The sequence below is a fragment of the Luteimonas viscosa genome, from assembly GCF_008244685.1.
Classification (GTDB): domain Bacteria; phylum Pseudomonadota; class Gammaproteobacteria; order Xanthomonadales; family Xanthomonadaceae; genus Luteimonas; species Luteimonas viscosa.
In genome coordinates, this window is record NZ_VTFT01000001.1 from 2,246,682 (window position 1) to 2,271,803 (window position 25,122).

The 25,122-nt window shown below is 69.7% G+C and carries 17 protein-coding genes; 11 read left to right on the plus strand and 6 right to left on the minus strand.

All coding sequences use genetic code 11. The features are described 5' to 3' along the window. Positions 1–276 precede the first annotated feature (276 nt). Both zapE and FZO89_RS09935 read right to left on the minus strand, forming a co-directional pair. The gene (gene zapE / locus FZO89_RS09930) at positions 277–1,437 is read right to left on the minus strand and encodes a cell division protein ZapE (RefSeq protein ID WP_149103103.1); all 1,161 of its coding nucleotides are present in this window, start codon (positions 1,435–1,437) and stop codon (positions 277–279) included. Next, positions 1,430–2,101 carry an alpha/beta hydrolase gene (locus FZO89_RS09935; RefSeq protein ID WP_149103104.1) on the minus strand — a complete coding sequence of 224 codons (672 nt, stop codon included), beginning with the start codon at positions 2,099–2,101 and terminating at the stop codon, positions 1,430–1,432. Before FZO89_RS09935 ends, zapE begins: the two co-directional genes overlap by 8 nt. An 89-nt stretch (positions 2,102–2,190) precedes the next feature. On the opposite strand from FZO89_RS09935, the gene FZO89_RS09940 reads away from it, so the two are divergent. Then, a complete protein-coding gene (locus FZO89_RS09940; RefSeq protein WP_149103105.1) occupies positions 2,191–2,577 on the plus strand; it encodes a MerC domain-containing protein in 387 nt (128 codons plus the stop codon). Between the two features lie 282 nt (positions 2,578–2,859). On the opposite strand, the gene FZO89_RS09945 is transcribed toward FZO89_RS09940, so the two are convergent. After that, complete coding sequence (locus FZO89_RS09945; protein WP_149103106.1) at positions 2,860–4,638, minus strand: ExeM/NucH family extracellular endonuclease; 1,779 nt, start codon at positions 4,636–4,638, stop codon at positions 2,860–2,862. A 79-nt stretch (positions 4,639–4,717) separates the two neighbouring features. Continuing rightward, complete coding sequence (locus FZO89_RS09950) at positions 4,718–5,233, minus strand: c-type cytochrome (protein ID WP_149103107.1); 516 nt, start codon at positions 5,231–5,233, stop codon at positions 4,718–4,720. Positions 5,234–5,392: 159 nt separating this feature from the next. Between FZO89_RS09950 and recC the strand changes: the two genes are divergently transcribed. The 7 genes from recC to FZO89_RS09985 all read left to right on the plus strand — a co-directional run bounded on the left by recC (position 5,393) and on the right by FZO89_RS09985 (position 20,576). Then, positions 5,393–8,857, plus strand: coding sequence for an exodeoxyribonuclease V subunit gamma (gene recC / locus FZO89_RS09955; RefSeq protein WP_149103108.1), 3,465 nt, complete (start codon positions 5,393–5,395; stop codon positions 8,855–8,857). Next, positions 8,854–12,705: a UvrD-helicase domain-containing protein gene (locus FZO89_RS09960; protein ID WP_149103109.1), complete on the plus strand. Its 3,852-nt coding sequence runs from the start codon at positions 8,854–8,856 to the stop codon at positions 12,703–12,705. The genes recC and FZO89_RS09960 overlap by 4 nt, the downstream gene beginning before the upstream one ends. Next, positions 12,702–14,789 carry an exodeoxyribonuclease V subunit alpha gene (gene recD / locus FZO89_RS09965; RefSeq protein WP_149103110.1) on the plus strand — a complete coding sequence of 696 codons (2,088 nt, stop codon included), beginning with the start codon at positions 12,702–12,704 and terminating at the stop codon, positions 14,787–14,789. The genes FZO89_RS09960 and recD overlap by 4 nt, the downstream gene beginning before the upstream one ends. 367 nt (positions 14,790–15,156) lie before the next feature. Beyond that, on the plus strand, positions 15,157–17,541 hold the full coding sequence (locus tag FZO89_RS09970; protein ID WP_149103111.1) for a TonB-dependent receptor: 2,385 nt from the start codon (positions 15,157–15,159) through the stop codon (positions 17,539–17,541). 40 nt (positions 17,542–17,581) lie between these two features. Beyond that, the gene (locus FZO89_RS09975; RefSeq protein WP_187471191.1) at positions 17,582–18,259 is read left to right on the plus strand and encodes a response regulator transcription factor; all 678 of its coding nucleotides are present in this window, start codon (positions 17,582–17,584) and stop codon (positions 18,257–18,259) included. Then, positions 18,259–19,497, plus strand: coding sequence for a sensor histidine kinase (locus tag FZO89_RS09980; RefSeq protein ID WP_149103113.1), 1,239 nt, complete (start codon positions 18,259–18,261; stop codon positions 19,495–19,497). The genes FZO89_RS09975 and FZO89_RS09980 overlap by 1 nt, the downstream gene beginning before the upstream one ends. A 179-nt stretch (positions 19,498–19,676) precedes the next feature. Further along, positions 19,677–20,576 (plus strand): nucleotidyl transferase AbiEii/AbiGii toxin family protein, encoded by a 900-nt coding sequence (locus FZO89_RS09985; protein WP_187471112.1) that lies wholly within the window; start codon positions 19,677–19,679, stop codon positions 20,574–20,576. On the opposite strand, the gene FZO89_RS09990 is transcribed toward FZO89_RS09985, so the two are convergent. Continuing rightward, positions 20,553–21,449, minus strand: coding sequence for a type IV toxin-antitoxin system AbiEi family antitoxin domain-containing protein (locus FZO89_RS09990; protein ID WP_149103115.1), 897 nt, complete (start codon positions 21,447–21,449; stop codon positions 20,553–20,555). The genes FZO89_RS09985 and FZO89_RS09990 overlap by 24 nt on opposite strands. 734 nt (positions 21,450–22,183) lie before the next feature. Between FZO89_RS09990 and FZO89_RS18840 the strand changes: the two genes are divergently transcribed. Together FZO89_RS18840 and FZO89_RS10000 are read left to right on the plus strand one after the other, a co-directional pair. Then, on the plus strand, positions 22,184–22,513 hold the full coding sequence (locus FZO89_RS18840; RefSeq protein WP_262378598.1) for a hypothetical protein: 330 nt from the start codon (positions 22,184–22,186) through the stop codon (positions 22,511–22,513). Between the two features lie 48 nt (positions 22,514–22,561). After that, a complete protein-coding gene (locus tag FZO89_RS10000) occupies positions 22,562–23,374 on the plus strand; it encodes an SEL1-like repeat protein (protein WP_149103116.1) in 813 nt (270 codons plus the stop codon). Between the two features lie 106 nt (positions 23,375–23,480). Here the strand turns inward: FZO89_RS10000 and FZO89_RS10005 are convergent, their stop codons facing one another. Beyond that, positions 23,481–24,614: a hypothetical protein gene (locus FZO89_RS10005; protein ID WP_149103117.1), complete on the minus strand. Its 1,134-nt coding sequence runs from the start codon at positions 24,612–24,614 to the stop codon at positions 23,481–23,483. Between the two features lie 129 nt (positions 24,615–24,743). Between FZO89_RS10005 and FZO89_RS10010 the strand changes: the two genes are divergently transcribed. Next, the gene (locus tag FZO89_RS10010; RefSeq protein WP_149103118.1) at positions 24,744–25,115 is read left to right on the plus strand and encodes a YciI family protein; all 372 of its coding nucleotides are present in this window, start codon (positions 24,744–24,746) and stop codon (positions 25,113–25,115) included. The last annotated feature ends 7 nt before the right edge of the window (positions 25,116–25,122 follow it).

Here is a 25,122-nt window from a genome sequence, read left to right on the forward strand (position 1 = left end):
TGCGGACCCACGCGGGTCCACGTGCGGCCGCCCTCGCATGACGGGGCGGAGCCTGCGTAGCCCGGGTAAGGCGAAGCCGCACCCGGGTCGGCGCGCGGGGGTCAGGCCCGGGTGCGCGCCCCCGTCCGAGCGTCGCTCCCAGGCGTGCGTGGACCGGCGCGGGTCGCCGTAAGGCCGCCCCCGCATTACAACGCGGAGCCGCCTTCGTAGCCCGGGTAAGGCGAAGCCGCACCCGGGTCGACCCGCACGGGTCGGACGCCGCGGCCGCACCCGGCGCTACGCGCCCAGGTGCCCGCTGGCCAGATAGTCCTCGCCCTGCATCTCCACCAGCCGCGATGCCGTGCGCTCGAACGCGGCGCCAAGGCGTTCACCAGCATACAGCGCGTGCGGCGCGGCATCGGCGGTGCACACCAGGTTGACGTGGCGGTCGTACAGCTCGTCAATCAGGGTGACGAAACGACGCGCCGCGTCGTCGCGCGTGGCCTCGAGCACCGGGATGCCGCCGAGCAGCACGGTGTGGAACTCGCGTGCGATCTCGATGTAGTCGGTGGCGCCGCGCGGGCCTTCGCACAGCGCGTCGAAATCGAACCAGGCCATGTCCTGGCAGCGCGCGCGCACCGGGATGCGGCGGCCGTCGATCTCGATGCCGGCCTCGCGGTGCGCATCGTCGCCGCCCAGTTCGCGCCAGCGCGAGTCCAGCCAGGCATCCGACCCGGAGTCCAGCGGCGCGCGATACACCGGCGAGCGGGTCAGCGCGCGCAGGCGGTAGTCGATCGGGCTGTCGAGGTGCACCACTTCGCAGTGGCGGCGGATCAGCTCGATCGCCGGCAGGAAGCGCGCGCGCTGCAGGCCGTCCCGGTACAGGTCGGGCGGATCGACGTTGGAGGTGGTCACCAGCACGATGCCCTCGTCGAACATCCGCTCGAGCAGCCGCGCCAGGATCATCGCGTCGCCGATGTCGCTGACGAAGAACTCGTCGAGCACCAGCACCCGCAGGCGCGCGCGCCAGTCGCTGGCGATCGTCGCCAGCGGGTCGCGTTCGCCGGAGTGCGTGCGCAGCTGCTCGTGGACGCGGCGCATGAAACGGTGGAAATGGGTGCGGCGCTTGCCGGGCGCGGCCGCCGTCGTCCGGCCGCCGGCCAGCGCTTCGCCGCGGATCTCCGGCAGCGGCAATCCGGCATAGAACAGGTCGACCAGGAAGGTCTTGCCGCGTCCCACGCCGCCCCACAGGTACAGGCCGTCCGGCGCCGGCGGCGGCTCGCGGCCGCGCAGGCGGTCGAACAGGCCAACGCGCGGTCCGGGTTGCAGCAGGGCGTCGTGCAGGCGGTCGAGCGCGTGCAGCGCGGGCTGCTGCGCCGGATCGTCCTGCCAGTCGCCGCGTTCGACACCGGCGCGGTAGCGTTGCGACGGCGTTTCCGCCGGGGCGGCGTCATCCATCCGCGGCAGGCAGGTAGGCGCGCACGCCGTGCTTGATCGCGCCGCGCAGGTCGATCAGCTTGCGGTGGAAGAAGTGGCTGGTGTCGGGCATGCGCACCAGTTCGGCCTGGGCGCGGCTGCGCTCGAGCCAGTCGTAGACCGCCTGCGGATCCACGATCTCGTCGTTCTCTCCCTGGATCACCAGCCAGGGCATGGTCGGCAGCTCGATGTCGTCGAAGTCCCAGCGTCCGGCCGGCGGCGCGATCGACAGCAGCAGGGCCGGCTGCAGTTCGGCCGCCGCGCGCAGGGTGACGTAGGCGCCGAAGCTGAAGCCCGCCAGCCACAGCGCCGCCTCCGGCCGTTGCGCCCGCACCCAGGCGGCGACCGCGCGCAGGTCCTCGAGCTCGCCGTCGCCCTGGTCGAACTCGCCTTCGGAGTGGCCGGTGCCGCGGAAGTTGAAGCGCACGGTGGTCGCGCCCAGCTCGCGCAGGCTGCGCGCGGCCATGGTCACCACCTTGTTGTGCATCGTCCCGCCCTCGGTCGGCAGCGGATGGCAGACGATCGCCACCAGCGGCAGCGTGGCGACATCGTCGTCGGGCGGATCGACCGAGACTTCCAGCGCGCCCGCGGGGCCCGGCAACAGCAGGGTCCCGGCGTCGGCGGGAAAGGCGGGGAGGGTGGACATGGTCGGCATGATAGCGGCCGGCCTGCTGCGGGGCGTCAGGGTTGACAGCCCTGCTACTGTTACAAAATAACAATTCAGGACCCGGCCCCATGAGAATGTCCCCGGCCTCGTTGCTCGATGCCTCTGCGATCGGCCTGTCCGGCCTGTGCCTGGCCCATTGCCTGCTGCTGCCGGTGGGGGCGGCCATGCTCCCTGCGCTGGCCGCGGCGGCCGAGGCCGAGTGGTTGCACCTGCTGTTCGTGGCCATCGCGCTGCCCCTGGCCATGGTGGCGCTGGGTCGTGCGCACCGGCGACGCCCGCTGCCCGGGGCCCTGTGGCTGCTCGCCGCGAGCGGCCTGGCGGGTTTGCTGGCGGGGGCCATCGGCTGGCCGGCGCATGCCCTGGAGACGCCGTCGACCATCGCCGGCAGCCTGCTGCTGGCCGCCGCCCACGGCTGGAACTGGCGGCGGCGGCCGCATCCCGCCTGCGACGGCTGAGGGCGGCGGTCGATTCCCTTCTCCCTCCGGGAGGTGGCCTGCGCCGCCGGATCAGGGTGCGGCGGAGCGGGCCTGGCCCGGACGCCGTGCAGGTCCTGCGCCGACCCGTCGTGTCGGGGCTGTCGTTCGCCTCGCGCCCCGGACCCTCGCCCGTCCCCTTTCCCCCGGGGAGAAGAGCGCGACCCTGGGCGGGGGCCGGACGCCGATCGCACCTTGGGCGAAACGGAGGCTCCCGCCGGGAAACCCGAGCGGGCCTGCCAGAGGTCGGGGAATCCGGCGTCGCTAGAGGTCCAGCCCCACCAGCAGCGGATCGTGGTCCGAGCTGCGCCACGGATTTCCCACAGGATCGCCGGAATTTGCGGCGCGATGGCCGACGTTCGGCTCGTCGGCGTTGCTGGACCATGTCGCCGCGCCCGCCAGCCGGGCCGCCAGCGCGGGGCTGAGCAGGGCGTGGTCCAGGCGTCCGGCCTGGCCGTCGAACACGTAGCTGTAGGCACCCTCCACGCTCGCCACGTCCATCGCGTCCCGCCAGCCGTGCCGGCGCAACAGGCGCAGCGGATCCTCCTCGGCGTACGCGTTCATATCCCCGACGATTGCCACAAGATCGCTTCCTGTTCGTGTGGGATCGCGCTCCAGCCACGCCAGCAGCCGGCGCGCCGATTCGACCCGGGTCGCGTTCCAGCAGGCCTGGCCGTCGCCCTGGTCGCGGTCCGCCCCTTCGGCTTCCCTGCAGCCCTTGGACTTGAAGTGGTTGGCCACGACCACGAAGGCCGGGCCCGCGTCGCGGCCGGCCGCGACCGGCACGAAGCCCTGCGCCAGCGGCACCCGGCTGCGCGCGCCGAACGGGCCGTCCTCCAGCATCGCCGGGGCGCCGACCGGCCGCAGCCGCGACGCCCGGTAGACCAGCCCCACCCGGATCGCGTCGTCGCCCGGTCCCTGCCCGCTGTCGACGAAGCGCCAGTCGTCGCCGCCGGCATTGAGCGCGTCGACCAGCTGGGCGATGCTCGAGTCCGGCCCGTAGCCGTCGTTCTCCAGTTCCATCAGCGCGGCCACGTGGGGATCGAGCGCGCGGATCGTCGCCACCAGGCGGCCCAGCTGGGCCTCGAGCTGCGCCGGCGTGCGCGCGCCGCGCTCGGTCGGAAAGCCGCCGCCGCGGCCATCGCCGTTGAACAGGTTCTGCAGGTTGAACGCGGCCAGGCGCACCGTGCCTGCGACGGTGGGCGGCGCCGGGCGCGGCGCCGGTTCGATCCGCGGCGCCGCGGTCAGCTGCAGCCGCACGTCGCCCCAGCGCTGGTCGACGATGCCCTCGACGCCGGTCACCAGGCTGCCCGAGCGCGGCGGCGGCCGTCCTTCGAGATACCAGACCTCGCGCGGGTCCTCGCGCGCCATCGCGTCGTCGAGCAGCAGCCGGCGGCGGGCATTGCCGGCGGCGATGCGCTCGGCTTCCGGGCCGGGCGGGGCCAGTTCGGTCGGCGTGAACAGGCGGCCGTCGAAAGCCGCATGCAGCACCCCCCGGCGCGAAAGCTCGTGCTGGCCGCCGATGGTGAGCGGGGCGTCGATGCGGACGCGCATGCCTTCGTAGCGCTCCCAGTCGTCGGGCGCGGCGGCGAGCACCACCGGCGCGACCTCGCCGCGCCCCACGACCTCGATCGCCTCCGCCTGCAGCGTGGTCAGCGTGCCGCGCGTCCGCTCGCCGTGCTCGACCACCCGCCCGCGCACGCGCACCCGGTCGCCGGTGCGCAGTTGCGCCGGTTCGTCGGCCACCACGAACACCGCGTCGGAGGTGGCTTCGTCGCCGTCGCCGGCGTCCTGCACGAACCAGCCGCCCAGCCCGCGTGCGAAATTGCCGGTGACCACGCCCTCGACGGCGACGGTCTCGTCGAGCAGGGGACTGGCGGGACCGGCGCCCTGCACCGTGCCGATGGCGACCACGCCGTCGTCGCGCGGCGCGGCCGACGGATCGGACGGCGGCGTCTCGCAGGCGGCGAGCAGGCCGGCGGCCAGGAGCAGGAGGGTGCGGGGCAGGGCGGTCGAACGGGCGGGCGGGGCAGGAGCGGGCATGCGCGTTTCCGGATTCGCGGGGCACGGACACGACAACGCCGCCCGGAGGCGGCGTCGTGGGACCGCGGCGGCGGCCAGCTTACTGCAGGTTGTCGAGCATCCAGTCGACGGTGGCCTGCACCTGCTCGTCGGTCAGCGCAGGATTGCCGCCCTTCGCCGGCATCACCCCGGCATTGCCGGTGAAGCCCTCGATCGAATGCCGGTACAGCGTGTCCTTGCCCTGGGCGATGCGGGCCGCCCACTGCGCGGTGACCAGGGTCGGCGCGCCGCCGGCGCCCGAAGCATGGCAGCCCGAGCACAGGTTCTGGTACACCACCGAGCCGTCGAGCGTGCCGCCATAGGCCACCTGCGAGGCGGCGGCCGCCGCGGCCGCCGCCGCCGCCGCGGCCTGGGCGGCGGCGCCGGTGCTGCCGGCGTAGACCGCGCCGACCGGGGCGATGCGGTACTCGGTGCGCTTGGCGGCGGCAGGGTCGACCTCCGGCGGCAGCGCGCGATGCAGGAAGGCGGCGCCGATGATCAGGCCCAGCGTGACCAGGACCAGGAAGCCGATCACCATCGAAAAGCGCTTGAGGAACTCGAGGTCGTAATTGCGCACGAAAACACCCTTGGCAAGCGGCCGACGGAGCCGCAGCTAGCGCGGAAGTATAAACGCCAAACTCCGCCCGACCACCCGGGGCGCCGGTACCGGCCGCCGTCACCGGCGCGCGGGTGGCGTATCGGGGCCTGCGACCGGTTCCTGCACAATGCCCGGGGCATGCACACCCACGCCCGGACCGACTTCCGCCTCTACCACTCCAACGCGCTGGACGTGCTGGCCGGGCTGCTCGCCAGCGAGCTGCGCACCCCGGCGCCGGGGCAGGGCCCGCTGGAGCCGGACGTGGTGCTGATCCCGCAGGTGGCGCTGCGCCGCTGGCTGCAGGCCACCCTGGCCCAGGCGCACGGGGTGTCGGCCAATCTGGAATTCCTGACGCCGGGCGAATTCGTGCAGCGCGCGCTGGACGCCAACGTGCCGGGCAAGGGCGAGGACCTCGACGCCGCCGCGCTGCGCTGGCGCATCCACGCCGCACTGGCCGACCCGGCCTTGCTGCGCGAGCGCGCGCTGCAGCCGCTGCGCGCCTACCTGGAAGGCGCGCCCGATCCGCTCAAGGCCTGGACGCTGTCTGGCGAGCTCGCGCAGGCCTTCGAGAAGTACAAGGCCTGGCGCCGCGAATGGCTGCTGGCCTGGGAGGCCGGGGAGGCGCCGCGCGATCCGCAGGCCGCGCTGTGGCGGCGCGTGGCCGGCGGCACGCAGCATCGCGCGCGCCGCATCCACGAGTATCTGGAGGGTTTCGCCGCACCGGATGCGCCGCTGCCGGATGGACTGCCGAAGCGTCTGTTCGCCTTCGCCATCCTCAACGTCTCGCCCGATGTGCTGCGCGTGGTCGCCACCCAGGCGCGCGTGGGCACGCTGCACTTCTACGTGCCCTCGCCCAGCCGCGACTACTGGGGCGACCTGCAGCGCGTGCGTGGCGGCGACCCCGGGGCCGCGGCCGGCGAGAACCCGCTGCTGCGCGCCTGGGGCGCGGCCGGGCGCGACTTCATGGCGCTGCTGGGCGGCTACGAGGTGGTGCACCCGGACATCGAGGTTCGCGGCGATGCCGATCCGGGCGAGGGCGGCGGCGCGCTGGCCGGCAGCCTGCTGCGACGGCTGCAGTCGGACCTGTTCCACCGTCGCCCGGTGCCGCCGCCTGCACCGACCGCCGCGGATCCGCGCACCCGCCTGCCGGCACTGCGCCGCGACGATCCCAGTCTGCAGGTGCACGCCTGCCACACCCGCCTGCGCGAACTGCAGGTGCTGCACGACCAGCTGCGCGCGCTGTTCGAGGATCCGCGCTTCGACCCGCCGCTGCAGCCGCGCGAGGTCGCGGTGCTGGCGCCCGACATCGATCCCTACCTGCCGTACCTCGACGCCGTGTTCGGCGGCCGCGGCCGCGGCGATGCCGGCTTCAATCAGGCGATTCCCTGGGCCGTCGCCGACGCCAGTCCGCTGGCCGGCGAACCGCTGGCCGACGTCTTCCTGCGCCTGCTGGCGTTGCCGGTGGCGCGCTTCGGCCTGGTGGAAACGCTGGACCTGCTGGCCAGCCCGCCGCTGGCCGAGGCCGCGAACCTCGATGCCGCCGCCTTCGACCGCCTGCACGCCTGGCTGCACGCGGCCGGCGCGCGCTGGGGCCTCGATGGCGCGCACCGCGCGCGCCTGGACGCGCCGGACGACGATGCCTACACCTGGGCCTTCGCGCTCGACCGCCTGCTGCTCGGCCACGCCACCGGCAGCGACGCGCCGATCGCCACCGCCGGCGGGCAGCTGGTCGCGCCGATGCCGGAACTCGAAGGCAGTGCGCTCGATGCGCTCGACACCCTCGTGCGCCTGCTGCGCGTGCTCGCGCGCCACGCCCGCGTGCTGGACGAAGCGCTGACGCCCGAGGGCTGGCGCGAGCGCCTGCTCGGCCTGCTCGATGCGCTGCTGACGCGTCCGCCCGAGTCGTCGAACACCCGCCGCGCGCTCGACCGCCTGCGCAGCCTGATCGACGCCTTCGCCGCCGACGCGCATCGCGCCGGCGTCGACACGCCGGTGCCGGCCGAGATCGTGCGCGCCCACTTCGCCGCCGCGCTGTCGGAGGCCGACACCCGCGCGCCGCTGCTCACCGGCGGCGTCAGCATCGCGCGCATGGTGCCGATGCGCCTGCTGCCGTTCCGCGTGATCTGCCTGCTGGGCATGGACGACGGTGCGTTCCCGCGGCGCGATCCGGGCGGCGGGATCGACCGGCTGGCGTCCGATGTCGCCAGGGGTCTGCGCCTGCGCGGGGACCGCTCCACCCGCGACGACGACCGGTTCCTGTTCCTGCAGCTGTTCGCCGCCGCGCAGGACGTGTTCTACGTCAGCTACCAGGGCGCCGACCCGCGCGACGGCAGCGTGCGCGAACCCTCGGTGCTGGTGGCCGACCTGCTGGCCGCGGCCGATGCGCAGCACGTACCCGAAGCGAACGCGGGCGAGGCGCTGGTGGTGCGGCATCCGCTGCAGCCGTTCGCGCCGGCCGCATTCGGCGGCAGCGACGAGCCGCGGCGCTTTTCCTACAGCGCGCAGTGGTGGCCCGCGGCCGCGCAGCCGATGGCGAAGCGTACGCCGCTGCCGGCATGGTTCGATGGCGAGGCGTTGGCTGCGCCGGACGATGGCGAAGCCGCGGGTGCCGTCGCTGCCGACGGTTCCGGAATCAAAGGCGCAAGTGCGTCCGCCGCAGCGACCACGCTCACGCTGGACGAACTGCGCCGCTTCCTGCAGTCGCCGGCCGACACCTTCCTGCGCCAGCGCCTGGGCCTGCGGCTGGCCGAAGTCGAAGAGGTCGACGAGGACGTCGAGCCGCTGCTGGCGCCGGGCCGCGGCATCGCGCGCCAGGTGCTGCAGCAGGCGGTGTTCGATGCGGTGCTGCGCGGCGAAGACGATGCCACCACCCACGCCCGGCTGCGCGCGCGCGGCCTGCTGCCGTCCGGGCCGCTGGGGCATCGCGCGCTGGAGCAGATGCGCGCACAGGTCGATCCCTACGCGCTCGCCTTCGGCGGATGGCGCGGCGATGCGACCCCGGAATCCCATCGCCTGGACGTACCGCTCGACGAGGTGAGCCTGCAGGGCCGCATCGCCGACGTCTACGACAAGGGCATCGTGCGCGTGCGCTTCGATCCACCCGCCGGCCGCTCGGCGATCCGCAACGGCCTCGACTGGCTGCTGGCGAGCGCCGCCGGCCTGGCCAGGCCGCTGGTGGAATTCCACGAGGATCGCGAACGCGGCGCCGGCCCGCATGAGCGCGACCCGCTCGATCCGGCGCAGGCGCGCGCAGTGCTGCGCATGCTCGTCGCCCTGCGCGAACGCGGCCTGCGCAGCCCGTTGCCGTTCGCCCCCTACAGCGGCTGGGAATTCTTCCGCGCCGACGACATGCGCAAGGGCCTCGAGGCCGCGGCGAAGAAGTGGCACGGCAGCGACTTCAACTGGGGCGAGAGCAGCAGCGAAGCCCTGCGCCTGGCGCTGCGCGGCCGCGACCCTTTCAGCGACGAAGCCACGCAGGTTGCCTTCATCGACCTCACGATGGGCATCTACCTGGCGGTGGTGGAGGGCAAGCTCTACGCCGGCACCGACCCGACAGCGTTGCACGCGATCGCCGACGCACTCGACCTGGAGGAGGCCGAATGAGCGTCGCCTCCTCCACGCCCGCGCCGGTGCGCGACCTCTACCTCGACCTCGCGCTCGATGGCGTGCACGCCATCGAAGCCTCCGCCGGCACCGGCAAGACCTACACCCTCGCCACCCTGGTGGTGCGCCTGGTGGTCGAGCGCGGCCTGCGCGTGGGCCAGGTGCTGGCCGTGACCTTCACCGAAGCGGCCACGCAGGAGCTGCGCAAGCGCATCCGCGAACGTCTGCTGCTGGCCGGCGAACTGGTCGGCGCGCCGCCCGCCAGCGATGACACGCCCGAAGCCGCGCTCACCCGCAACGTCCTCGAAGGCCACCTCGCGCGCGGCACCGAAACCGCCGAGGCCCTGCGCCGCCGGCTGCACGCCGCCGCGAACGACATCGACCTCGCCGCCATCTTCACCATCCACGGCTTCTGCGCGCGCGTGCTGCGCGAGCATGCGCTGGAAGCGGGCCAGGCCTTCGACGCGCCCGAGCTGCTCACCAGCGACGCGCCGCTGTACGAATCGATCGCCGCCGACCTGTGGCGCGCGCATGGCCGCGGCAGCGAGTCCGCCGACGACCTGCTCGCGCTGTGGCCGGGCGGCCCGGCCGCACTCGCCGGCGACCTGCCGCTGCTGGTGCGCGAACGCACGCTGCGCCCCGCGCTCGATGAGCTGCCCGACGACCCCGCGCCGCGCCTGCACGCCAGCGGCGAAGCGCTGGCCGACACCTTCCGCGCGCACGGCGACGACTTCCGCGCCTCGCTGGTGTCCGCTGTGGAAGGCAAGGTGTTGCATGCCGGCAGCTACAAGCTCGCCTGGATCGGTGAACTCTTCGATGCCCTGCACCAGTGGTGCAACGCCAGCGAACGCAAGCTGCCGTTCCAGCATCCCAAGCTGCCGCAGCTCACGCGCGAGACGCTGCAGCTGCGCACCAGCAAGGCCGGTGCCGGCCGCACGCCCGACTCGCCGGTCTGCGACGCCATCCCCGCCTACCTCGACGCGCTCGCCGCCATGGCCGAATGGCAGGATGCGCGCCGCGTCGAGCTGCTGCACCGCCTGCGCTTCGACGCGCGCCAACGCGTCGCCCGCGCCAAGCGCCAGCAGCGCGTGCAGACCTACGACGACCTGATCGACCGCGTCGCCGACGCCATCGACGGCCCGCACGCCGCCGACCTGGTGCAGCGCCTGCGCGCCCAGTACGAAGTGGCGCTGGTGGACGAATTCCAGGACACCGACGCCCGCCAGTGGCGCATCTTCGACCACGTGTTCGGTGCCGCAAGCGCCGCGCTTCACGGCCAGGCGCCGGCGCTGTTCGTGATCGGCGATCCCAAGCAGGCGATCTACGGCTTCCGCGGCGGCGACGTCGAGACCTACCTCGCCGCGCGCGAAACCGCATCCGACGCGCCGCCGCTGTCGCAGAACTTCCGCTCGCGCCCGTCCGTGCTGCGCGCGGTCTCGGCGCTGTACGCGCAGGCGCAGGCCGCGGCGGAAGTGGACGAAAAGATCCCGCCGCCCTTCATCGACACCCGCATCAGGTTCTACGAAGTGCAGCCCGGTGGCGTGCGCCGCGACGAGGACTTCCAGCGCCACGGCGTACCCGCGCCCGCGCTCACCGTGTGGCGCGCACCGCTGCCGGACGAGGTCGACAGCAAGGGCAAGCTGAAGCCCTGGAAAGCCGGGCACTCGCGCGAACTCGCCACCAAGGCCTGCGTCGCCGCCATCCACCGCGTGCTGTTCGACGCGCGCGACGGCAACGCCAGCATCGAAGGCCGCCCCGTGCAGCTCGGCGACATCGCGGTGCTGGTGCGCAGCCACAACGAGGCCACGCGCATCCGCCACGCGCTGGCGATGGCCGGCATCCCCGCCGTCGCCGCCGGCCGGCAGAGCCTGTTCGCCACGCCCGAGGCGCGCGACCTGCACGCGCTGCTGCTCGCCCTGCTGCACGGCGCCGACGACGGCCGCCTGCGCATGGCGCTGTCGAGCGTGCTGGTGGGCCTGGACGCCGCCGCCATCGCCGCGCTCGACGACGACGGCGAGGCGCTGCGCCACTGGCAGCTCGAGGCCCTGGCCTGGCGCGAACGCCTGCAGCGTGGCGGCCCGCTGGCCCTGGTCAACGCGCTGTGCGCGCAGCACGCCGGCCGCCTGCTCGGCCTGCTCGACGGCGAGCGCCGCCTCACCAACTACCTGCAGCTGGCCGAAGGGCTGCAGGACGCGCAGGCGCGCGCGCTGGGCCTGCACGGCCTGGTCGACTGGCTGGCCAACGCCATCGCCGATGCCAACGCCAGCGACGAGAGCCAGCTGCTGCGGCTGGAGTCCGACGCCCGCCGCGTGCAGGTGGTGACCCTGCACAAGAGCAAGGGCCTGGAATACCCGCTGGTGTTCCTGCCTTTCGCCGCCATCGGTGCGCACGCGCGCCATCCCGGCCAGCGCGTCGTGGTCAACGACGAGGACGGCCGCGTGCTGCACTGGAAACTGCTGGTCTCGCAGTCCGGCTGGGAGGCGGCCAAGGACGCCTGGCTGATTGCCCAGCGCGCCGAAGACGCGCGCCTGCTCTACGTCGGCCTCACCCGCGCGCGCCACGCGCTGTGGCTGGCCAGCGGCCTGTTCTGCAATCACGACAGGTCGCCGCTGCAGCACATGGTGGCGAAACCCGATGCGCTGCAGGCCGCGTTGGGCGACGCGGTCGCCATCGACGACAGCAGCCCGCCCGACAGGTTGCCCTGGCTGCCACCCGCGTCGACCGACGCCGTGCCGCCCGCGCGCACCGCGCGGCGCGCGCTCGCCAGCGACTGGTGGGTCTACAGCTTCACCCAGCTCGCCAATGCCGACGGCCAGGAGGACACGGCGGCCAGCGCCACGCAGCCGGCGGAAGGCGGGCGGGACGAGCCTGCCGGCGAAGTGGATGCGGGCATGGACATGACGGCGCCGCGCGTCGACGCGGGCGAGGGCGCGGCTGCCGACGTCGACGCAGGCACTGGCGCCGACCTGCGCGACACGGCGCCTGTCGACGGGGCAGCCGACATCTTCGATGCCCGCTTCGGCGGCACCCGTTTCGGCGTGGTCCTGCACGACGTGCTGGAACGCACCGACTTCGCGCGCTGGTCCGCATGGACGCCCGGCGCGCCCGCGCCCACCAGCGACGACGCCGGACTGATCGCCGAACGCCTGCGCGCCGGCGGCTATCCGGCGGGCGACATCGACGACGGGCTCGCCGTGCTCACCCCGCTCATCGGCCACACCCTCACCGTGCCCCTGCCCGAAGGCGTGCGCCTGGCCGACGTGCCGGCAGGCCAGCGCCGCCCCGAGATCGAATTCCAGTTCGCGCTCGCGCCCACGCGCATCGATGCATTGCTCGCGCTGCTGCACCGCCACGGCCTGCTCACCGCGCGCCAGGGTTTCGGCGCGCGCCGCCGGCTGGAAGGCCTCATGACCGGCCTGATCGACCTCACGTACGTGCACGATGGCCGCTGGTACGTACTCGACTACAAGTCCAACCGCCTGCCCGGCTACGGTCCCGCACGGCTCGCGGAGGCCATGACCCACAGCGAGTACGACCTGCAGGCGCTGATCTACACCCTGGCCCTGCACCGCTGGCTGCGCTTCCGCCTCGGCGACGCCTACGACTACGCCCGCGACTTCGGCGGCATCCGCTACCTGTTCTGCCGCGGCCTCGATGCCGGCCGCGACGATGCGCAGGGCGTGCAGGCCTGGCGCTTCGATCCGGAACTGGTCGACGAACTAGACGCGCTGTTCGCCGGCCACACGCCCGAGGTGGGCGAGCCCGCGGCAGAACCCCTCTCCCGTTCACGGGAGAGGGGCAGGGGTGAGGGTCCGGCGGAGCCGCGCCAGGACCAGATGCCGACATGACCACCACGCTCCCGCTCTTCCCCGAAGACCAGCCCGTCGACCCGACCGCCGCCACGCCCGGCGCGCGCGACCCACGCGAGTCAGGGAAATCACGGACCGCCGGGGACGCAGTTGACGCCCGCGGCACACCGGAGACATCGGATGCGGCAGATGCACGCGACCCGCGCGACCTGCGCGACGCACATGGCGCACACGACGCGCCGCCATCGCAGGCATCGCGTCCCACCGGCCTCCTGCAGCAACTCGCCAGGGCCGGCGCCCTGCGCACCCTCGACCACGCCCTGGCCCAGAGCCTGCGCCGCCTCGCTCCCGACACGCCCGACACCGTGCTCGCCGCCGCCGCCCTCGCATCGCTCGCCGTCGCCTCCGGCCACGCCGGATTCGACCCGGCGCAGCCCCAGCGCCTGGTCGACAGCCCGATCAGCTGGCCCACGCCCGAAACCTGGCACGACGCGCTGCAATCCTCCCGCTGGGTCGCGCTCCCGGAAAGCGGCGACCTCGAATCCACCCCGGACGCCCCGCTCGTCTACGAGCACGGCCTCGTCTACCTCCGCCGCTACCGCGAATACGAACGCCGCCTCGCCGCCGGCCTCCACCGCATCGGCACCTCCCGGATCCCTTCTCTTCCCCCGTTCCCGGGGGAAGAGGCCCGAAGGGCAGAAGGGGGCATCCCCGCGCAACCCGCAGACGACCTGCAGGCCCAAGCGATCACCGCCGCCCGGCACCACCCCCTCCTGCTCATCACCGGCGGCCCCGGCACCGGCAAGACCACCACCATCACCCGCCTGCTGCTGGCGCTCGTCGCCCAGGCCGACGCCGCCGGCGCCTCGCCCCCACGCATCGCCCTGGCCGCGCCCACCGGCCGCGCCGCAGAACGCATGGCCGAAAGCGTGCGCAACGCCGTCCAGGCCCTGCCCGCGCGCGGCATCGACCCCGCGCTCGCCGCCCGCCTGCCCACCTCCGGCACCACCCTGCACCGCCTGCTCGGCACCATCCCCGACTCGCCCGCCTTCCGCCACCACGCCGACAACCCGCTGCCGTTCGACGTGGTGGTGGTGGACGAAGCCTCGATGATCGACCTGCCGCTGATGGCCAAGCTGGTCGAAGCCGTGCCCGACGGCGCGCGCCTGGTCCTGCTCGGCGACCCCGACCAGCTGCCATCGGTGGAAGCCGGCGACGTCCTCGCCGGCATCCTCGCCGCCGCCTCTCCGCCCGCCGCGTCCCACACCTCTCCCGCCCGCGGGAGAGGTCGCGCCGCAGGCGCGGGTGAGGGCGCTCTCCCCGCAGCCGCCACGCAATCCACCTTCCCCGCCCACCACATCCACCTCACCCGCAACCACCGCCAGAGCGCCACCCTCGACCTCGCCCCCCTCGCCACCGCCGTCCGCGAAGGCGACACCGCCACCGCACTGTCCCTGCTGCGCAGCGGCCAGCTCTCCGGCGTCCACTTCCACGAGGGCATCACCGACCCCCTGCAAACCCACCGCGACCACCTCCTTGCACACTGGACCGCACTCGCCGACACCACCGACCCCGCCGAAGCCCTCGCCCGCGCCGGCGCCTTGCGCATCCTCACCGCCGTGCGCGAAGGCCCCCAGGGCGCTCGCGGCCTCAACGCCCGCATCGAGGACCTGCTCGCCGGTACCCGCCGCGGCGCCGGCCCGGCATCCGCCGCCGGCCGCCATTTCCACGGCCGCCTCCTGCTGGTCAGCGAGAACAGCTACCGCCACCGCCTGTTCAACGGCGACATCGGCATCTGCCTCCGCGACGACGGCGGCACCCTGATGGCCTGGTTCCCCGGCGACGATCCGAAGCACCCGCGACCGTTCCATCCCGCCGCGCTGCCCGCGCACGACAGCGCCTTCGCCATGACCGTGCACAAGGCCCAGGGCAGCGAGTTCGACGAGGCCTGGCTGGTGCTGCCGGTGCGCGACAACCGCGTGCTGTCGCGGGAGCTGGTCTACACCGGCATGACGCGCGCCCGGAGCGTCCTGCATCTGGCCGGGAGCGCCGATGTGCTTGCGAACGCGCTCGCGCGACATGCGGGAAGGTGGTCAGGCCTGGGGCGTCGGCTCGGGAGATAGCCGGCGGTCGCGCTCGACCCGAAGCGGCCCGTCCAGTAGTCGCCGAGCGCAGCTCCGGATGGACCTGCGAGTTCCGATGCGAGACCCGGACTCCGGTTGGCCTCTCACGACGGCGCTCCTTGATCGAGCCGCAGCCGGCACAAGGCCGGCGTACGCACGAGCAAGCGCAGCCACAGGGTCGATGGGCTCGCCAACCGGCCCGGCGCCATCGGACGCTGGAATGCAAACGGATGCACATCGGGCGCATACGCATCGGCATCGGCACCCGCTGCCGCGCGGCCGCGCCGGCGACCTTTTGGCGACATTTGCGCCCTTAACCTCGCATCGCTTCATGACGTGATACGGCCAATCCTGGAGGCAGGGCGATATGAGCAGGCACGCGCGACGGACGTTGTCGCTGGCACTTTCGGCGCAGTTGATCGGCTTCTCCCTGTTCGCGCACGCCGCGGAGGCGCCCGGCGCCCTGACCATCATCGTCAGGGACCAGACGACCGACCGGCCGCTGCCGAACGCGACGGTCACGCTCACCGAACGCGATACCGACACCGCACGCTCCCTGGAAACGGACGCGCAGGGCCGCATCGTGGTCGACCGGCTCGACCCGGGGCTGTACGCGGTCAACATCGCCAAGGCCGGGTTCGCCACGATCTACGAGCCGAGCGTCCGCGTGATCACGCGCAAGAACTCGCAGGTCGAATTCGATCTCGGCGTCCCGCTGCTGGACGAGGTGGTGGTCCAGGCGCGGCCGCTCGATGCGCTGTCATCGCCGTCCAGCACCTGGCTCGACCGGGACGCATTGCGCGACGCCGTCGGCGGCGGCGCCGATCCGCTGCTCTCGCTCGACGGCCTGCCGGGGCTGGCCTCCGCGAGCGAATTCGCGAGCTTCAGCGTGCGTGGCCGCGGGCCGCGCGACAACCTGGTCTTCGTCGACGAGTTCCCCTTCGACAAGGCGGTGCACTTCGACGCGACGCTCGGGGAGGACGAGGACGTCGGCGGTGGCGGCCGCTTCTCGATCTTCGCGCCGGATGTCATCAGCGGCGCCGAGTTCTCGCCGGGCGGCTGGGGCCCGGCCTACGGCGGACGCGCCGCCTCGCTGCTCAAGCTCGAAGTGGCCGGCGGCAACCCGAGCCCGTCGGCCAGCCTGCGCTACGACCTCGCCGGCTTCGAAGTCGGCTACGACGGTCCCGCCGGCATCACCAAGGACGCCACCCTGCTGGTGTCCGCGCGCCGGCTGGATTTCGGCTCCCTGTTCGAAACGATCGAGGAACTGGACATCGGCAATCCCGTGCTGCGCGACGTGATCGTCAAGTCGGTCGTGCCGATCAGCCCGTCGAATACCCTCGAGGTGCTGCTGATCGACACCAACGAGACCTACACGCGCGACGTGACCCATGTCTTCGAGTCGCCCAACTTCGAAGACGCCGCGTTGCTCGACTTCCGGCAGGACAGCGACCTCTACGGCGTGACCCTGCGATCGCTGATCGGCGAGAACGCCACGTGGACCAACAGGGTCTACCGCCGCGCCAGCGACAAGATCAGCTCGGAGGGCGAAGCGTTTCCCGATCTCGCGCCCCCCGGATCGCCCGCCTCCGACTTTCCGGTGCGCGAAGACATCATCACCGTGACCGAAGACGAGACCGAGATCGGCTGGCACAGCGACTTCGCCACGGTGAACCGCTGGGGCACGTTCAGTGCGGGCGTCCAGGCGACGCGGATCGAGCTCGACTACGGCACCGTGCTGGACGGCGACTGGATCCGCTACGTCTACGATAGCGACGACTTCAGGCCGGACCCGGACCAGCGCTACATCGTGCTGACGCCGGAGAACATCGACTCCACCCTGAGCCGCACGGCCACCAACTATGCCGGCTACGTGGACCAGGCCTTCAAGTTCGGCGCGTGGGACATCCGCACCGGCGTGCGCCTGGAGCGCGACGACCTCACCGACGAAAGCCTCGTCTCGCCCAGGCTCAGGGCCAACTGGCAGCCGGGCAAGCGCGTCAGGTACTTCGCGACCGCGGGCCTGTTCCACCAGTCGCCACGGTTCCTGGACCTCGCGGCCAACGCGGCGAACACGCTGGAGAACGAGAAGATCACGCACGCGAGCGTCGGGCTGGAGTACTTCATCAACGATCGCTGGTCGGTGCTGGCCGAAGCGTATAACCAGAACCTCGACAACCTGGTGGTCGACCAGGATCGCGTGAGCGGCACGTTCGCCAACATTGGCGACGGCACCTCCCGCGGCGTCGACGTCGTGCTCAAGGGCACGATCCGCGAAGGTCTATACGCCAGCGCGACCTACAGCTACAACGATGCCGAGATCGACCGCAAGGACGGCCGCGGCGCCGTCGCCGACGAGTTCAGCCGCGAGCACGTGGCCACCCTCGGCGTGACCTGGGAAATCACCGACCGCTGGAAGGTGGCCGCGCGCTACAAGTACCTGTCCGGCCGGCCGGAGGACGCCTACCTCATCCACGAGGACGTGCTGGGTCCCGGGCAGCCCCTGCGCTACTCGCGCGAGACGGTCGAGCGCGGCATCGGCCGCAGGGACGGCTACGGCGTGCTCAACGCCCGCGTCGACTACCGGCGCGCGTTCGGCCCCATCGACGTCACCGCCTTCCTCGACGTCATCAACCTGACCTCGGCGTCCTCGACCGACGACACCGAGTTCGACTACCGCCGGGGCGTCAACGTGGAGGACGAAAGCGAGGCCGAGCCGCTGATCGGACTTCGGCTAGACTACGCCTGGTAGACGGAGGCGGCAGATGGCACGCGTTCCTGATGCGACGCCCATCAGGGCGCTGATCGTCGAGGACAACCGCGACATCTGCGCGAACATCGCCGCGTACCTCGAAAAGCTCGGCCATGTGCTCGATTTCGCCCACGACGGCGTGACCGCAATGAACCTGGCGTTGACCCATCCGTTCGACGTCATCGTGCTGGACCTGATGATGCCGCGGATGGACGGCCTGACCTTCTGCGAGAGGCTGCGCAACGAGGCCGGGATCGAGACGCCCGTGCTCATGCTGACCGCGCGCGACACGCTCGACGACCGGCTCAAGGGCTTCGACGCCGGCGCCGATGACTACCTGGTCAAGCCGTTCGCCCTGCAGGAGCTGCATGCGCGCATTCGCGCCCTGTACAAGCGCAGCCACCGCAATACCGACAAGCTGCTGGCCGTGGCCGACCTGACGTTGAACCGGTCCACGCTGCAGGTGCACCGGGCAGGAAGGCGCGTCGAGCTCAATCCGGCCGGCATCAAGCTGCTGCGGCGGCTGATGGAAGAGTCTCCGTCCGTGGTGAGCCGCGAGGACCTGGAGACCCTGCTGTGGGCCGACGAACGGCCGGATGGCGATGCGCTGCGCTCGCACATGTACAAGCTGCGGCAGGCGATCGACCGGCCCTTCGACCAGCCGCTGATCCACACGGTGCACCGGATCGGGTACCGGATCGCGGAGGACGCCGAGTAGTGCGGCAGCACAGTCTGCGCAAACGGGTCGAGTACGCGTTCGCGCTGTGTGTGGTCGGGCTCAGCGTAGCCTGGGGCTTCGCGTTCTACGGCGCCATCCGCTTCAGCGAAGACCGGGTGCTGGCCAACCAGCTGCAGCACGCCGCCGAGCGCTATCCCGACCTCAACACCAACCTGCGCGGATACGACGACGCCGGAAGCTTGCCGGAACCGCTGCGGAAATGGGCGCAGGCCGGCCCCGACGCGGGCCTGTACGAATTCGTCGCCGAGGAGCTGCACGTTGCGGTCGTCCCTGCCGACAACCCGCAGGGGCGCGCCTTCGTGGTGTTCGACGTCGCCGGGATCGAGGCGGCCTCGTCCGAGGACTGGTGGTGGCTGCTCGTCATCACCGGCGTGGTGGGCGTGCTCGGCGCCCTGGGGTTCGGGCTCGGCATGCTGGTGATGCGCCGGGCGGTGGCGCCGGTGGTGCAGCTGGCCGACGTGGTCGCGGGCATCGACCTGGAACACCTGTCGGCCGGCGACCACAAGCTCATCGAGTCCGGCCGCTTCGGGCGCGACGAGGTGGGCCTGCTCGCCGGCACCATCGAGAAGACGCTCGAGCGCATCAGCGCCTTCGTCGTGCGCGAGCGCGACTTCACCGGCTCCGCCAGCCACGAGCTGCGCACGCCGATCACGGTGATCACCGGCGCGATCGAACTGCTGGAGCAGGCCGACCTGTCGGACGAGGATGCGAGGGCGGTGCAGCGGATCCGCCGCGCGACGGCCGAGATGAAGTCCACGATCGAGATGTTCCTGTGCATCGCGCGCGAAGCCGACGACGGGCAGTACGGCGAACGCTTCCTCGTGGCGCCGCTGGTGGACCGGGCGATCGACCAGCAGCGCTACCTGCTCAATGGCAAGGGCGTCGACGTCGAAGTGCATGTCGAAAGCCTCGCCACGCCCGTCGTCCAGGGGCACCCGCAGGCGTTCCTGATCGCGGTCGCCAACCTGGTCCGCAACGCGTTCGAGCACACGCCCGCCGGCCAGGGGCCGATCACGGTACGCATCCGCGCGCGCGACCTGCTGGTCACCAACCGGCGCAGCGGCGACGATGCGGGCCGGCCCACCTCGGATGGCGTTCCGGCGTCCAATGGCTATGGCTTGGGCCTCGGCATCGTCCAGCGCCTGTGCGAGCGCAACGGGTGGGAGTTCTCGCTGCAGGTGGACGAGGCGCGGGTGACGGCCTGTCTTTCCTGGTGAGCATGCGGGGAGAGGATTCTGCGCCGGTGTAGCGAAGGGCGCCTTTCGACCCCGAGCGGACACTCAGTATTTCTTGTAGGTCTTTTGCATGTGCGAGAGCGCGCGAGGGCTGTACTATTTTTCCAAGGGAATCCGAAAGGATGTCGCAGGCTGTCGGGAGCTCAGCAAATGGAGGATCAATGAAGAAGAAGGGTGTTGCCGCTGAAGCTGCTCTGGGGTCCGAGCTTGAAAAGATCAAGAAGGCCGGGATCGTGGCCATGTTCGCCGATGACGATCTCATGGACCTGTTGGTTTTGAAGGGGGGTAACGCTATGGACATCGTGCACAGGGTCCACTCGCGAGCATCGGTGGATCTCGACTTTTCAATGCGCGATGACTTGGACTACGGCGTGGCGAAACCGAAACTTGAACGAGCGTTGACGTCCACGTTTGATCTTGAAGGCTACGTGGCATTCGACGTGAGTTTGAGCCCTAGGCCGAGCAAGATGCCCGACGAATTGGCAGCTTTTTGGGGTGGGTACCTCGTGGAATTCAAGCTCATCTCTAAGAAGCGGGCTGACGAGGTTGATTACGATCTCGAGACCATGCGCCGAGAGGCAGTGCGTCTCGGCGAGGGTTCGAAGTTCACTGTCGATATTAGCCGTCACGAGTATGTTGATGACAAAGTTGAGTGTGAGCTCGATGGCTACCGCATTTTCGTCTATTCGCCGGAGATGATTGTGTGCGAAAAACTTCGCGCTATCTGTCAACAGATGCCGGAGTACGCGCAGGTCATCAAGCGAAACGGACTCGGCAATCAAAGAGCTCGTGACTTTGTTGATATCGAAGCACTGATAAGACAGTTTGATGTCGACCTTGCGTCAGGCCGAGCGAGGCACATTGTTACGGAGATGTTCGCCTTGAAGCGGGTTCCGCTAGACTTGCTTGGCCTTATTCCGGGCACGAGGGACTTTCATGCACTTGGTTTTGAGGAAGTGAGGGCAGCAATGAAGCCCGGTGTCCAAATTGAACCGTTTGACTATTACTTTGATTTCGTCGTTGGACAATGCAGCAAGCTAGAATCCTTGTGGCACATGTAGCCGCCAACGACTGATGTACGACGTCTTCCCCATATTGTGGGTTAAGTAAAAGTCCCGCTCCATCGGCTGTCGTTGAAAGAGCTCTACGAGCGGGGCCTTGTACTCGGCCCGCTCCAAGTAGTAGCCGATAACCTGATGGTACGGATAGCCGAATGCCATCCGGTGCAGCATGGCGGCCAGTGTATTGACTGAAAGCCGGTCCTTTGAGCGCTCGAATGCTTTGGCGACTTCGAAGACGCCGCCGGCATAGAAGGGTCGAACGGCAATATCGATCAGTGTTCGCTCCAATCCGGTGTAGCGGAGGTGCAGGTCGCGTTCGCCGCCGAGGTTGATGTCGCCAGTTGTGATGCCCAGTCCACCTTGGTAGGCGCCTTCAAGTAGCACTACGCGTACTTGTTCATCTTGGAGTTCGATCTCGTTCGTCGATACGCGTGGAGGGCGACTGAACGCAGAATCGATTGCCTTCTGATCGAATGGCTTGGGCTGCTGTCTGCCTACAGTGGAGCCGCTCGACCTCTCCCGTGATAGGTAAATTGTTTTTGGGACTTGCTCGGTAAGTCCGTGGATGCTTACCGCGGTGTAGTGGCTGTAGTAACTGCCTTCGACGAGGCCCAGTAGCGTTTCGAGCAGTGGGACATCGCCCCAGGTGTAGCCAGACACCTCTCGATTCGGAAAAGCGAAGCGCACAGGCTTGAGGTTGGTCTTCTCAGTCATGAAGCCCAAAAAGCTATGCAGCGTGGTGCTCTTCGTCAGCCGCCAGAATTCTCGCTGTTGATTGAAGATTTGGGCTACGTCATGCGTTCGCAGGATGCGAGGTCCGGCGGCAAATGCCCTGACGATGTCAGGTTTCGCAATCTGTATACGGCTGGCCATTAGACATTAATGTGCTAGGAAGCATATATGCTTCCTAGCATATACTTTCAAACTTGGCTCGTCAAGTACTAGGGGCGCCTCTCTGCCTAGACAATCCGCCATAGAGGGTTTGACAACGCAAGCAAAATTGTGTAAGGTACAGCCGCATATATGCGGCTGTACTATGTAGTTACGATAAACGTATTTTTCATAGGCTTAGCTGACTTAGGGGTTGACAAAAGCGAATTGCTGTGTTAGGCTGCATATATGCAGCCTAACACGCTGTGCTTCTTCGGTAATGCAACCACAACAGCCACAAGGTCCGCCATTAGCGATGGAACTCTGATCGCGGAGCGTCCGTTCCAAACGACTTGCTTGCGGCCGCGCCAGTGACGTGCTTGCACGTCTGCTCTTGGCCGGAAGCCGTCATCCATCTTCGTCCATCACGAAGCAGGATCAGACTCGTTTCCGGGAACTGGCGCAGCTGCGCTCCGCTGGTGCCGCACATCCAGAGCGGTGCCGGCGCGCACTCGGCGCAGATCCGGCCGCCCGCACCACTGTCCTCTGGGGCATCGAGGCCGCGATTAAAGGGGACGGAGGGAATTAATGCGACCCCAAGAAGATGAGCGCTACCGGCAATATGCTGGGCCGCGCCGCTCGGGGGGCCGGACGATCGGGTAGAGTTCTTTTTCTGGTGGGTAGGCAGTGAAACGAGCGAATCTTGCTGGCATTGCGATGACAGTTTCCATTGGCCCATGGGCGCTGGCCTCCCGCTACGGAGACGAGTCCTACCAGAAGCCCAGGACTGCAGCATCATTACTGGGCAGAACCGGCACAATCCATTCCCCTACCTGTTCCGCGACCAGTGTGAGCGCATCAACGCCAGCACCAGACAGAGCGCGGCGCGCATCCTGGGCCGGCCGCAGCCCTCGCGGAAGGTGCTGAGCGTACCCGCGCACGGCACCGATGAGACCAGCCGGCTCGGCGTTGCCTGCATGGGCGGGCTGGTGATGCTGCGGATCGAGAACGGATGGCAGCAGGCACTGGACGACGAACATCGCTACTACACTTGTCGGGAACGCTGACAAGCAGTGCACCGACTGCGTCGCGACTCCAATCACTGCGTGGTTCCGATGATTGCCGCCCGCCGACTCGCCGTATGCCTCGCCATCGCGCTCCTGCCGGCCTTGGGTCACGCCTGCGATCAAGCGCCGGCGCTCGAAGGCGTGCTGTCGATCCCGCAGTGCAATCCCGCGTCCGAAGAATGCGTCCCGGGCACCCGGGCGGCCTACGAGGCGATCCAGGCACTTGAGATCCCCGATGTCTTCACCATAGGCGTGCAGACCAGTCCTTGGCGGATGTATGACGCCGAAGGACGCATCCTGACCATCGCGGAAGTGGCGGCCGCGGTCCGTGCCGGAAAGCCGGCCAGCGATCGTCGCGTGCATCTGGCAGGGTCGTGGACGGCCGCGCGGCCGGATGGCAGTGGCGATACCCTCGCGCATCGACTCTCGGTCGCCCTGGAGGGTGTCCCGGTGGACGGCAGCGATGGATTCCTCTGGCTGAGCCCATCCGGCGCCATGCGCACTACCCGGCAGGCGTTCTCCGTGTGGAGGTCCGGCCCGTACAGCGTGGCGCGTGGCGAGGACGTGCTGATGCCGCTGGTGCCGGGCGCGATGGCGCAGTTCGAGGACCAGTTCGCCGGGGACAACAACGCAGCGGGGGTAGTGCAGGCGGGCATCGGCTTCGATGTCTTCATGCTCTGTCACGAACGCGCATTGGCGGCATTCGAGCGCGCCGCCCGGATGGGCAGTGCGATCGGTGCCTACAACGCCGGATTGATCCACGCCGAGAAGGGGGACAGCGTCTCTGCGAAGCCCTGGTTGCAACTGGCGGCACGTCTGGGCGAGGCCAAGGCAGTCGATGCTCTGGAACGGCTGCAGTAATAGGGGCTTCAGGTCTGGCGCTTCCACAAAGGTGCGGGCAGTCCCGCTCAGCGTTGTGGCGTCGACGACGCGCGGCAGGCACGTCTCGAAACGCTCGCCGAGCGCATCATGCATCCATAGCGCCAACGCGATTCACCACTTCCAGCAAGGCGGCTTCATTGGCAACTGTGTAACGCGTGCTCGCAGCTCGATCGTCTCGCTGGATCGTGATGGCTGGTGCGACAGCAGCCACGACCACGTCGATCACGTCCTCCAGTCCCGCCTCGCGCAGGTATTGCAGCACCACTCGAAACCCTCCGTCGGCGCGCAATGTCAGGAACCTGCGTGGTCCGTTGGGTGATTCGTGATACAGGCTGGCGGACGTCGACTGCAGTCCAAACGTCAGCCTGCCGTTGCTCTGCGCTGCGGTCCGCTGCATCTGCTCCACGAGACTGCGGGCGACCGACACCTGCCTCGGATGGTTAGTTTCGATCGCCGCCAGCAACTCATCCACGGACTTGAGCTTGTTGTATCTGCCGGTGCGTTCGTCTTCGTGGACGATCTTGTCCACCATCACGCGCGCCTTTGGTGATTCGCCTTCCACAACAACTCGGACCACTTGGCGCAAGTCGCTGAGCACTGTACCCAGGAGTTCCGGGACCAGGTAGAGGTGATTGTCGTCCGCCGAGGTGCGATAGAGATTGAGGTCGACCATGGCGAGATCCCACTCGCTGGTGAGGTGCCGGGCCAGCATGGACTGCGACAAGCGCAAAGCACGTGGATCCAGCGCATCGCCCGCAATCACCAGCAGGAAACGGCCCGCATTGAGACATTCGATCAGGTCTTCCTCCAGTGGTGCGGCTGGATGGTCCGGAAGCTCCGGCAGATCCTCCCGATCGGATTCCTGCAAGGACAGAGCATAGTCGAGCACCTGGGCGACCACTTCGCGTCGCTTCTGGGGGTTGTAGGACAGCTTCGTTTCGACGATGCCCACGCGGCCGTGGGATGAGATCAGGAGTACGTCGATCGGGCCGGAACCGAAGTTGGTTTCGATGCGCCAAGGCAGCCAGGCTTCATCGGCCGGGATGCGTCCTGCCATGCGGCAGGGGCCCACCACCAACTCGGGCTCGGCAAAGATCGCGTCGCGAAACCAGCTTTCCTGGAGTCCGATCGCCTTGGCGTTGACCCGCTGCAACGTTGGCTTGGGGGCCGGGGTTCCCGCCCTCTCCAGGCGGAACAGACTCTCCCCGATCGATTTCATTCAATCTCCTGTTCGCCTTGGAACAATTCGAAGCTGCGACTGTACACGTCAACTGGTTCCGGTCAGGGGGGTGTCGAAATCTGCCAGCCTGCTTCGTCGTCAGGCCAACACCACACTGGAGAATCCGCCATGAAATACCTGGGCCTCGCCTACTACAACCCCGAAAAGTTCGCCGCGATGACGCCGGAGGCCGTCGACGCCCTGGTCAGCCAGTGCCCCGCACTGGACGAGAAGATGCGCGCCACCGGCAAGGTGCTGGTGTCCGCGTCGCTCGGTGAGCCGGACAAGTGGACGACGCTGCGGCCGCGCGCGGGCAAGGTGCAGGTCAGCGACGGCCCCTACACAGAGTCGAAGGAATTGGTGGGCGGCCTGTTCGTCATTGAGGCGGACAGCCACGACGAGGCGGTGCGCCTCGCCTCCATGCATCCGGCCGCCACGCTGGGCGAGGAAGGCGGCTGGGCGGTCGAACTCATCCCGATCGGCTTCTACCTCGGCGACTGAGGCGCGG